General features: G+C 56.3%; 9 protein-coding genes. All 9 read left to right on the top strand.

Annotated elements, in window-relative coordinates:
• Nucleotides 1-190: 190 nt before the first annotated feature.
• The 9 genes from flhD to AC6I8I_RS11025 all read left to right on the top strand — a co-directional run bounded on the left by flhD (nt 191) and on the right by AC6I8I_RS11025 (nt 10990).
• A complete protein-coding gene (gene flhD / locus AC6I8I_RS11065) occupies nt 191-541 on the top strand; it encodes a flagellar transcriptional regulator FlhD (protein ID WP_031376432.1) in 351 nt (116 codons plus the stop codon).
• Complete coding sequence (flhC, locus tag AC6I8I_RS11060) at nt 541-1119, top strand: flagellar transcriptional regulator FlhC (RefSeq protein ID WP_312057497.1); 579 nt, start codon at nt 541-543, stop codon at nt 1117-1119. The genes flhD and flhC overlap by 1 nt, the downstream gene beginning before the upstream one ends.
• Before the next feature lie 132 nt (nt 1120-1251).
• Entirely contained in the window at nt 1252-2139 is an 888-nt protein-coding gene (motA, locus tag AC6I8I_RS11055; RefSeq protein ID WP_031376434.1) for a flagellar motor stator protein MotA, read from the top strand.
• Nucleotides 2136-3077: a flagellar motor protein MotB gene (motB, locus tag AC6I8I_RS11050; RefSeq protein WP_312057499.1), complete on the top strand. Its 942-nt coding sequence runs from the start codon at nt 2136-2138 to the stop codon at nt 3075-3077. The genes motA and motB overlap by 4 nt, the downstream gene beginning before the upstream one ends.
• A gap of 11 nt (nt 3078-3088) precedes the next feature.
• A complete protein-coding gene (cheA, locus tag AC6I8I_RS11045) occupies nt 3089-5086 on the top strand; it encodes a chemotaxis protein CheA (protein WP_497828654.1) in 1998 nt (665 codons plus the stop codon).
• A 23-nt stretch (nt 5087-5109) separates the two neighbouring features.
• Entirely contained in the window at nt 5110-5607 is a 498-nt protein-coding gene (gene cheW / locus AC6I8I_RS11040) for a chemotaxis protein CheW (protein WP_031376437.1), read from the top strand.
• Between the two features lie 161 nt (nt 5608-5768).
• Entirely contained in the window at nt 5769-7439 is a 1671-nt protein-coding gene (locus AC6I8I_RS11035) for a methyl-accepting chemotaxis protein (protein ID WP_497827836.1), read from the top strand.
• A 205-nt stretch (nt 7440-7644) separates the two neighbouring features.
• Entirely contained in the window at nt 7645-9207 is a 1563-nt protein-coding gene (locus AC6I8I_RS11030) for a methyl-accepting chemotaxis protein (protein ID WP_312057501.1), read from the top strand.
• Nucleotides 9208-9313: 106 nt separating this feature from the next.
• Nucleotides 9314-10990 carry a methyl-accepting chemotaxis protein gene (locus AC6I8I_RS11025; RefSeq protein WP_312757284.1) on the top strand — a complete coding sequence of 559 codons (1677 nt, stop codon included), beginning with the start codon at nt 9314-9316 and terminating at the stop codon, nt 10988-10990.
• The last annotated feature ends 69 nt before the right edge of the window (nt 10991-11059 follow it).

The raw sequence follows: 11059 nt of genomic DNA, 5'->3' as shown, positions 1-11059 counted from the left end.
CTCGAAAATAAAATGGCCTGGATTTTTGACTTTCAGCGGGCCTGTAACCCGCACATAAGATGAAGGCAAAAAGCAGTGACATTTGCACGACACACTATTTTTTTTGCCATCTTTAGATTTACCAATCAGCAGCTCGATACGCAGATAATAATCTGTGGTGAAGTTACGTCGCGTCTCTCAGGATGGAAAAATGGGTACATCTGAATTACTAAAACATATTTACGATCTCAACTTGTCATATTTACTGCTTGCGCAGCGATTAATTAACCAGGAAAAAGCATCTGCAATGTTTCGCCTCGGTATTGATGAGAAGATGGCGGATGCATTATCTGAATTAACTCTGCCTGAAATGGTAAAAATGGCGGAAACCAATCAATTGGTTTGCCAGTTTCGTTTTACCGACAGCAGCACAATTAATCGCCTGACGCAGGAATCACGCGTGGATGATTTACAGCAAATCCACACCGGCATTTTATTATCCAGCCGTTTACTGCGTAACGCGTCTAAAGATGACGCGCCTGCTAAAAAGAGGGCGATGTGATGACTGAGAAAAGTATTGTTCAGGAAGCGCGTGATATTCAGCTCGCGATGGAGCTGATTACCCTGGGCGCGCGCTTACAGATGTTAGAAAGCGAAACCCAGCTGAGCCGTGGCCGTCTGATTAAGCTGTATAAAGAGTTGCGTGGCAGCCCGCCACCGAAAGGCATGCTGCCTTTTTCGACCGACTGGTTTATGACCTGGGAGCAGAACATTCATGCTTCCATGTTCTGTAACGCCTGGAAATTTTTACTGAAAACCGGACTGTGCAGCGGCGTTGATGCCGTGATTAAAGCCTACCGGTTATATCTCGAACAGTGTCCGCAATCGGACGAGGGCCCGCTGTTGGCGCTAACGCGTGCATGGACCCTGGTGCGATTCGTTGAAAGTGGCATGCTGGAACTGGCCGATTGCAAAAGCTGTAATGGCAGCTTTATTAATCATGCCCATCAGCCAGTCGGCAGCTTTGTCTGCAGCCTGTGCCAGCCGCCATCACGTGCCGTAAAAAGACGTAAACTTTCTGCAGATTCTGCCGATATGTTTCCACAACTGCTGGATGAACAGGTTAAACGCGCCGTTTAAGTTTGTTCGCACTGTGGAAGCCATCCAGCAGCGGTTAATACCGCTGCTTTTTTTTTGCTTCCGTTTTACGAATAACACCTGCGGCTCTCTGGCTTAACTTCCACCAACACGTTACGGACGTAAGGATTTCTTGTGCTAATAATTGTAGGTTATTTGATTGTTTTAGGCTCCGTGTTGGGCGGATATGCGCTGGTGGGCGGCCATCTCGGCGCGCTGTATCAGCCAGCCGAATTATTAATGATCGGCGGGGCCGGCGCTGGTGCATTTTTAGTGGGTAACAACGGCAAGTCGATTAAAAAAACGCTGAAAGCGTTGCCGCTGTTATTTCGCGGGTCAAAATATAACAAAGCCGTTTACATGGACCTGATGGCGCTGCTTTATCGCCTGATGGCTAAGTCGCGTCAGCAGGGGATGTTATCGCTGGAACGCGATATTGAAGATCCCAGCCAGAGCGAAATTTTTGCTAATTATCCGCGTATTCTTGCCGATAAGCAGTTAGTCGATTTTATTACCGATTATTTGCGCCTGATGGTCAGCGGCAACATGAACGCCTTCGAGATTGAAGCGTTGATGGATGAAGAGATTGAGACCTACGAACACGAGTGTGACGTACCGGCGCAAAGTATAGCAGCGGTGGGTGATGGCCTGCCGGCTTTCGGTATCGTGGCGGCGGTAATGGGGGTGGTGCACGCACTGGCCTCGGCCGATCGCCCGGCGGCGGAATTAGGTGCGCTGGTGGCCCATGCGATGGTCGGTACCTTCCTCGGTATTCTGCTGGCGTATGGCTTTATCTCACCGCTGGCGTCAGTCCTGCGGCAGAAGTGTGCTGAAACCACCAAGATGATGCAGTGCATCAAGGTAACGCTGCTCTCCAGCCTGAATGGCTATGCGCCGCAGATTGCCGTGGAATTTGGCCGTAAAACGCTCTACTCGGCAGAGCGTCCCTCTTTCAGCGAACTGGAAGAGCACGTACGTAACGCGAAAAACCCGGCTAAACAGACTTCGGACGAGACCTCATGAAGCACGGCAATCGCCCAATTGTGCTGATCAAAAAGCGCAAACATAAAGGACATGAAGGCAGCCACGGCTCGTGGAAAATCGCCTATGCCGACTTTATGACGGCGATGATGGCGTTTTTTATGGTGATGTGGCTGCTCTCTATCGCTAACCCGCAGCAGCTGGTGCAGATCGCTGACTACTTTAAAACGCCGCTTAAAGTGGCGATAACCGGTGGACAGCGCAGCAGCGACAGTGAAAGCCCGATCCCTGGCGGCGGTGACGATCCGACGCAAAAGATCGGCGAAGTGAAGAAAGTGGTCGATATGGATGAGCAGAAACGCAAGCTGGACGAGATCCGTCTCAACCGGCTGCGGGAAAAACTCGATCAGCTGATTGAAGCCGATCCGCGTCTGAAAGCGCTGCGCCCGCATCTGATCATCAACATGGTGGAAGAGGGGCTGCGTATCCAGATTATCGACAGCCAGAATCGCCCGATGTTTAAGACCGGCAGAGCCGAAGTCGAGCCTTATATGCGCGACATTCTGCGCGCCATTGCGCCGATCCTGAACGGCATTCCTAACCGCATCAGCCTGGCGGGTCATACCGATGATTTTCAGTATGCCAGCGGTGACAAAGGCTACAGCAACTGGGAGTTATCGGCCGATCGCGCCAACGCCTCGCGGCGTGAACTGGTGATTGGCGGCTTAGACAGCGGCAAAATTTTGCGGGTGTTAGGCATGGCCGACACCATGCGCCTGAAAAATCGCGGCGGGAATGATGCGGTTAACCGCCGTATCAGCCTGCTGGTGTTGAACCACGACACCGAAGCGGCAATAGAAAAAGAGAACGCAGAAAGTGATGCCGTCCAGATCAGCGATCCGGCGGCGATTGAACAGATTACCGCACCTGCACCACCAGGCAGCGCGGTGAATACAGCAGCCCCCTCACAGCCGAGGTGATCCCCGTGAGTATGGACATCAGCGATTTTTACCAGACGTTTTTTGATGAAGCCGATGAACTGTTAGCGGATATGGAACAACACCTGCTGGGTCTCGACCCGCAGGAACCAGACTCTGAACAGCTTAACGCCATCTTCCGCGCCGCCCACTCGATTAAGGGTGGCGCCGGAACCTTTGGTTTTACGGTATTACAGGAAACCACTCACATCCTGGAAAACATTCTGGATGGTGCTCGTCGCGGCGAGATGCAGCTCAGCACCGACATCATCAACCTGTTTTTGGAAACCAAAGATATTATGCAGGAACAGCTCGATGCTTATAAAACCGCGCAAGAGCCAAACGCGGAGAGCTTTAAATATATCTGTGAAGCGCTGCGTCAGCTGGCGTTAGAGGCTAAAGGCCTGCCGGTTGAAGCGTCCACCAGTGCCGCGCCCGCTGCCAGCGCGCCCGCTGCCAGCGCGCCCGCCGCCAGCAGCAGTGCGCTGCGGGTGCAGCTGATCGACCTGAAAGAGAAAGAAGTCGATCTGATGCTGGAAGAGATGGGCAATCTCGGCACGCTGACCAACGTGCAGAAGGGCAGCAACACGCTCGACGTCTGCATTGATGGCGTCGGTAAAGATGACATCGTTGCGGTGCTCTGCTTCGTGATTGATGAAGCCCAGATTCGCTTCCCGCAGGCTGAAGAAAACGCAGCGGCAGCGGCGGTTGTGCTGCCAGAAGCGCCAGTGGCAGCCGAAGTGCAGAGCGCCAGCGTCACTGAACTGCCGGTCGCCGCGGTGAAACGCGAAAGCAAGCGCGTGGCGGCCCCGGCCAAATCAAGCGAATCGACCAGCATTCGCGTGGCGGTGGAAAAGGTCGATCAGCTGATCAACCTGGTTGGCGAGCTGGTGATTACCCAGTCGATGCTGGCTCAGCGTTCCGGCGAACTCGATCCGGTGGCCCACGGCGACCTGCTGAACAGCATGGGACAGCTGGAGCGTAACGCCCGCGATCTGCAGGAGTCGGTGATGTCGATTCGAATGATGCCAATGGAATATGTCTTCAGCCGCTTCCCGCGTCTGGTGCGTGACCTGGCGAGCAAGCTCGGCAAAGAGGTGGAACTGACGCTGCTGGGCAGCTCAACCGAACTCGATAAGAGCCTGATTGAACGCATCATCGATCCGTTAACTCACCTGGTGCGTAACAGCCTCGACCACGGCATCGAATCACCCGACAAACGTCTGGCGGCCGGTAAAGTGGCGACCGGTAACCTGACGCTGTCAGCAGAACATCAGGGCGGCAACATCTGCATCGAAGTGTCCGATGACGGTGCCGGCCTGAACCGTGAGCGTATTCTGGCGAAAGCGCTCTCATCCGGCCTGCCGGTCAGCGAAAACATGAGCGACGAAGATGTCGGCATGCTGATTTTCGCGCCTGGCTTCTCAACCGCCGAGCAGGTGACCGATGTCTCCGGCCGTGGCGTTGGCATGGACGTGGTGAAACGAAATATCCAGGAGATGGGCGGTCACGTCGAAATCTCGTCGAAGCAGGGCAAAGGCACCACCATTCGCATCCTGCTGCCGCTGACGCTGGCGATCCTCGACGGCATGTCGGTTCGCGTGGCGGATGAAGTGTTTATCCTGCCGCTGAATGCGGTGATGGAGTCACTGCAACCGCGCGCCGAAGAGCTGAAACCGCTGGCCGGTGGCGAGTGCGTTCTCGAAGTGCGTGGAGAATATCTGCCGCTGGTCGAGCTGTGGAACGTCTTTGATGTGCAGGGGGCGAAAACCGAAGCCACGCAAGGCATCGTCGTCATTCTGCAAAGCGCGGGCAAGCGTTACGCGCTGCTGGTCGATCAGCTGATTGGTCAACATCAGGTGGTGGTGAAGAACCTGGAAAGTAACTATCGCAAAGTGCCGGGCATCTCCGCTGCCACCATTCTTGGCGATGGTAGCGTAGCGCTGATTGTTGATGTATCAGCACTGCAATCACTTAACCGTGAAAAACGTGTGGCCGGCGCTGCCGCCTGATTGATAACGAAAGGGTAAATAACATGAATGGAATGGCAACCGTGACAAAAATCGCTGGCGAAACTGTGGGTCAGGAGTTTCTGGTCTTCACGCTGGGCGACGAAGAGTACGGCATCGATATTCTCAAAGTTCAGGAAATTCGCGGTTACGATCAGGTAACGCGCATCGCCAATACGCCTGAATTTATTCGCGGCGTCACCAACCTGCGTGGCGTGATCGTGCCGATTATCGACCTGCGGGTGAAGTTTTCGCAGCCCGATGTTGAATACAACGACAACACCGTGGTGATCGTGCTGAATCTTGAAAACCGCGTGGTCGGTATCGTGGTGGATGGCGTCTCTGATGTGCTGTCGCTGACTCAGGATCAGATCCGTCCTTCACCGGAGTTCGCGGTCACTATGTCGACCGAGTATCTGACCGGGCTGGGCGCACTCGGCGAGCGGATGCTGATTCTGGTGGACATTGAGAAGCTGCTGAGCAGCGACGAAATGGCGCTGGTGGATAATCTGCGTAGCGCGTAATCCCAACGTCACAGGCCGGATATGCCCGGCCTGTGACCGTTTCATTGCTGAATAATTTCTTTATTTTTCAATCAATAAAAATTCTGTCTGGCCTAATTTCCCGCTATCGCCTGCCGATAATCACCTTGCTGCTTTACCACTTACATTTTTCAGGGTTAATCATGTTAACGAAAATCCGCGTTGTCACCAGTTTGCTGCTGGTGTTGCTGATGTTTGGGCTGTTACAGGCCTTTTCCGGCTCCGTTTTTTATTCCGCCCTTAGCCACGACAAGCAAAGTTTTGCCGTTTCGCAGCTGGCGATGCAGAACACCCAGGCGCTCAATGATGCCTATATGAGTCTTAACCAGAGTCGGGTGTTACTGACCCGCATTCAGCTGCGTTTCGCCACCAGTAAACTGGAAGGCAAACCGGCGGACGTAGCCGGACTGTTTGACGACAGCAAAGGCTTCCAGCAGGCGGCGGCCGGTTTTTACAAGGTGTTCAAAGAGACGCCCGATACGCCGGGACAAAATCTGCAGCTTAACCAGCAGCTGGATCAGCGCTACAGCGCCTATGCCGATGCGCTGACTGCGCTGCAGGTCGCGTTGCAGTCTGACGATCTGGTGGCGGCCGGTAACGCCCCGGTGGCACCCAGCCAGACTGCGTTTCTGAAGTTATATAACGACTGGCGTACCGATCAGAACCGCCTGACCACCATCGGCGTCGATGAGAACAGTTCTGCCTACAGCCGGATGCTGTGGATACTCGGTACCATCATGGCGGTGGTGGCAGCAGTAATCGTGCTGTGCTGGTTCGGTCTGCGTAAGGTATTAATTACCCCACTCAACACCAACATTACTCATATTCAGCACATCGCTCAGGGCGACCTGACCCAGCCGATCGCGGTTGAAGGCCGTAATGAGATGACCCAGCTGGCGGCCAGCCTGCACGATATGCAGCAGTCGCTGGTGCGCACCGTGAGCAACGTACGCGAAGGTTCGGACGCCATTTTCACCGGCGCCAGCGAAATTTCTGCCGGTAACAATGACCTCTCGGCCCGCACTGAACAGCAGGCGGCTTCGCTGGAGCAGACCGCTGCCAGCATGGAACAGCTGACCGCCACGGTGAAACAGAATGCCGAAAACGCGCGTCAGGCGTCGCAGCTGGCGTTAAGCGCGTCGGAAACGGCGCAGAAAGGCGGCAATGTGGTCGATGGAGTGGTGAAAACCATGCGTGACATCGCCGGCAGCTCGAAGAAAATTGCCGATATCACCAGCGTGATTGACGGCATCGCCTTCCAGACCAACATCCTGGCGCTCAACGCCGCGGTAGAAGCCGCACGCGCCGGTGAACAGGGTCGCGGTTTTGCCGTGGTGGCCGGTGAAGTGCGTAATCTGGCCCAGCGCAGCGCCCAGGCCGCCAAAGAGATTAAAGGGCTGATTGAAGATTCGGTTAATCGGGTGAACACCGGCTCCCAGCTGGTCGGCACCGCCGGTGAAACCATGAACGATATCGTCAATGCGGTGACCCGCGTGACCGATATCATGGGCGAGATTGCCTCGGCGTCGGATGAGCAGAGTCGCGGTATCGACCAGGTCGGCCAGGCGGTCACCGAAATGGATCGCGTGACTCAGCAGAACGCCTCGCTGGTGGAAGAGTCCGCTGCCGCGGCGGCCTCGCTGGAAGATCAGGCCAGTCGCCTCAGCCAGTCGGTGGCGGTGTTTAAGATCCAGCGCGCCGCTGCGGGCCAGGCGTTGACTAAACATCTGCCGATTGCCGCACCGGTGACGGCGCTGGCGCCGCGTAAAGCACTGACCGCACCGGTCAGCGATACCCACTGGGAAACGTTCTGATCACGCGCGCGCCCCGTCTGCATAGCCGGGGCGCGCACCCGCGCTTTTTCTCCCGCCAGCCTGACTAAAGCCAAACCCACCGTCCTGTCGCAATATCATTAATTACAAAAGCCGATTGTAGCTGAAAAGCGGCGAAAAGCGTTAACACATCGCCACTGACCGCCGATATAGCCGCTGCACCTTAATCAACCTGCAGGGGAACAAGATGTTAAAAAGAATAAAAGTGGTGACCAGTCTGATCGCGGTACTGGTGATCTTTGGCGCGCTCCAGCTGCTGTCCGGCAGCCTGTTCTGGTCGGCGCTGAACACCGACAAAGCGGCGTTTGCCCTGTCGCAAGTCGCCAATCGTAACGTCACGGCGATGACCGACGCCTATATTTCACTCAACAACAGCCGGACCACGCTGAACCGCGCCATGCTGCGACTGCAAACCAGCATGGCTTCGCAGATGAATGGCGGCCAGCTCGACGATCTGATGAACAAAGCCAACGCGCAGTTAGCCGAAGCCGATCGTCACTTCCAGGTTTATTACAATCTGCCGGGCACCGCAGGCATGGAGGTATCGCTGCGCGACCGGCTGGAAGCCGATTACGCCCGCTACGACAGCGGCCTGAAAGAGATGGTCAAAAGTCTGCAGGCGCGCGATCTGGAAGGGATGTTTAAACAGAATATTGAACAGAAACAGGTGGCGATGCAGGGCAGCTACGGTGAGTGGCGCGCCCGTCAGACCGCGCTGGCTGAGCAGGGCATTGCCCAGAACCAGCAGGCCTTTACTCAAATGATGTGGCTGCTGGGCGTGATTGCCGTGTCGGTACTGGTGGTGATCGTCGCCTGCTGGTTCGGTCTGCGTCAGGTATTGATTCAGCCGCTGCAACAGCTGCTGGCTCATATCCGGGCGATCGCTTCCGGTGATTTGACGCAGCCTATCCTGGTGGAAGGACGCAATGAAATGAGTCAGCTGGCGGCCGGCATTCAGGAAATGCAGCAGTCGCTGGTGATGACCGTCAGCAACGTGCGTGACGGATCTGACGCCATCTTTACCGGTGCCAGTGAGATCGCCGCCGGCAATAACGATCTCTCCGCCCGTACCGAAGAGCAGGCCGCTTCACTGGAGCAGACCGCCGCCAGCATGGAGCAGCTGACCGCGACGGTGAAACAGAACGCCGACAATGCGCGTCAGGCATCACAGCTGGCGCTGACCGCGTCAGAAACCGCCCAGCAGGGCGGCAAAGTGGTTGATGGCGTGGTCAGCACCATGAAAGAGATCGCCGGCAGCTCGAAGAAGATTGCCGACATCATCAGCGTGATTGATGGCATCGCCTTCCAGACCAACATCCTGGCCCTCAACGCTGCGGTGGAAGCCGCCCGGGCCGGTGAGCAGGGTCGCGGATTTGCGGTGGTGGCCGGTGAAGTGCGTAACCTGGCGCAGCGCAGTGCTCAGGCAGCCAAAGAGATCAAAGGGTTGATCGAAGATTCGGTGGCGCGCGTTAACAGCGGCTCACTGCAGGTCGAAAGCGCCGGCAGCACCATGAACGATATCGTCGGGGCGGTGACCCGCGTGACCGACATCATGGGCGAGATCGCCTCTGCGTCTGATGAGCAGAGCCGTGGCATCGAGCAGGTCGGCCAGGCGGTCACCGAGATGGATCGCGTCACCCAGCAGAACGCCTCGCTGGTTGAGCAATCCGCCGCTGCTGCTGCCGCACTGGAGCAGCAGGCCAGCGTGCTGACCCAGGCCGTCTCGGTTTTTAAAGTCTCCCGCGCGTAATTTCTCTCCTCTCCTCACGGCGGCCGCGGTAAAGCCGCCGCCGTGCATAAAGTTCCCCCCGGATGCGCCGATAAACAGTAGCGAATCGCCAACCAATGAGGTGTGTATGTTTAGTCGTGTACGTGTTGTGACCGGTCTGCTGTGCGTGCTGGCGCTGTTTGCGCTGCTGCAGCTGTTTTCCGGCGGAATGTTTTTCAAAACCGTTAGTTCAGATAAAGAAAATTTTGCTTATAACCAGCGTTTAAACACGCTGCAGCAGGCGATGGGCACCTCATGGGTTTCGCTGGTTCAGGCGCGTAACACCCTTAACCGCGCCGGTATTCGCTTTCTGCAGGATGCGCAGATGTCGGGATCGGGCGCCACGGTGAAAGAGCTGGTGGCGCTGGCAGGCGAGGAGCTGAAACAGGCCGAGATCGGCTATCAGCAGTTCAACGCCAACCTGTCAGAGAAAGGTAAAAATGCCGATAACGTCAAAGCGCTGCAGGCCAATTATCAGGCCTATCACGACGCCCTGGCGGAGCTGATGGTGTTTTTTAACAGCGGCAACTTCAAAGGCTTTGTCGATCAGCCGACCCAGAGTTATCAGGACAAGTTCCAGAAAGATTACAACGCCTGGCTGGAATACAACCTGGTGCTGGCGAAGCGGGGCGTTCAGGCTAATGAACAGGCCTACACCCGCTCCATCACCATCGTGATCGCCACGCTGGCCGTCACCCTGCTGATGATTATCCTGGTGTGGAACGTGATGCGCAGCGTACTGATTCGCCCGTTGCGTCAGAGCATTGAGCATATCCAGCATATTGCGCGCGGCGATTTAACCCAGCCGATTGACCTTTCAGTGCGTAACGAAATCGGCGAGTTGCTGACCTCATTACAGCACATGCAGCAGGAGCTGGTGCGCACCGTGCGTACCGTGCGCGACGGGTCTGACGCCATTTATACCGGTGCCAGCGAAATCGCCATCGGCAATAACGATCTCTCTTCGCGAACCGAACAGCAGGCCGCCTCGCTGGAGCAGACCGCCGCCAGCATGGAGCAGCTGACCGCCACGGTGAAGCAGAATGCCGAAAACGCCCGTCAGGCATCGCAGCTGGCGCTCAACGCCTCAGAAACCGCGCAGCAGGGCGGCAAAGTGGTGGATGGCGTGGTCACCACCATGAAAGAGATTGCCGGCAGCTCGAAGAAAATTGCTGATATCACCAGCGTGATCGACGGCATCGCTTTCCAGACCAATATCCTGGCGCTGAACGCCGCGGTGGAAGCGGCCCGTGCCGGTGAACAAGGCCGTGGTTTTGCGGTAGTGGCGGGTGAAGTGCGCAGCCTGGCACAGCGCAGCGCGCAGGCCGCGAAAGAGATCAAGGGCCTGATTGAGGACTCGGTCAGCCGCGTCAATACCGGCTCGGTGCTGGTAGAGAGCGCCGGCGACACCATGAGCAACATCGTCAGCGCGGTGACGCGCGTGACCGACATCATGGGCGAAATCGCCTCGGCGTCGGATGAGCAGAGCCGCGGTATCGATCAGGTCGGTCTGGCCGTGACCGAGATGGATCGGGTTACGCAACAGAACGCCTCGCTGGTTGAAGAGTCGGCGGCGGCGGCGGCGGCACTGGAAGATCAGGCCAGCCACTTAAAACAAGCGGTCTCAGTGTTCAATATTGGTAAAGAATTTGTCGCCCAGGCCGTTAACAAGACAACGGCGACAAAAAGCCTTCAGCTGGATGCGCCGTTAACCGTTGCCCGTCAGTCTGCCTCGCGCGGTGACGACAACTGGGAAACCTTTTAATCGCCTGGAAAGCCCGACCACCCTGTGGCAGTCGGGCATCGCAGCAGAAAATTAATGTGTTTTAGTTCA

This window comes from Pantoea sp. X-Soil-YNGN-775, assembly GCF_059730575.1.
The sequence above is the reverse complement of the archived record's forward strand: the minus strand, read 5'-3'. Positions and strand labels throughout refer to the sequence as shown.

What these genes read in the sequence shown, in the direction of transcription:
- flhD (WP_031376432.1), top strand. Translation starts at nt 191, where the DNA reads ATGGGTACATCTGAATTACTAAAACATATTTACGATCTCAACTTGTCA.
- motB (WP_312057499.1), top strand. Translation starts at nt 2,136, where the DNA reads ATGAAGCACGGCAATCGCCCAATTGTGCTGATCAAAAAGCGCAAACAT.
- AC6I8I_RS11025 (WP_312757284.1), top strand. Translation starts at nt 9,314, where the DNA reads ATGTTTAGTCGTGTACGTGTTGTGACCGGTCTGCTGTGCGTGCTGGCG.
- AC6I8I_RS11035 (WP_497827836.1), top strand. Translation starts at nt 5,769, where the DNA reads ATGTTAACGAAAATCCGCGTTGTCACCAGTTTGCTGCTGGTGTTGCTG.
- cheW (WP_031376437.1), top strand. Translation starts at nt 5,110, where the DNA reads ATGAATGGAATGGCAACCGTGACAAAAATCGCTGGCGAAACTGTGGGT.
- AC6I8I_RS11030 (WP_312057501.1), top strand. Translation starts at nt 7,645, where the DNA reads ATGTTAAAAAGAATAAAAGTGGTGACCAGTCTGATCGCGGTACTGGTG.
- flhC (WP_312057497.1), top strand. Translation starts at nt 541, where the DNA reads ATGACTGAGAAAAGTATTGTTCAGGAAGCGCGTGATATTCAGCTCGCG.
- cheA (WP_497828654.1), top strand. Translation starts at nt 3,089, where the DNA reads ATGGACATCAGCGATTTTTACCAGACGTTTTTTGATGAAGCCGATGAA.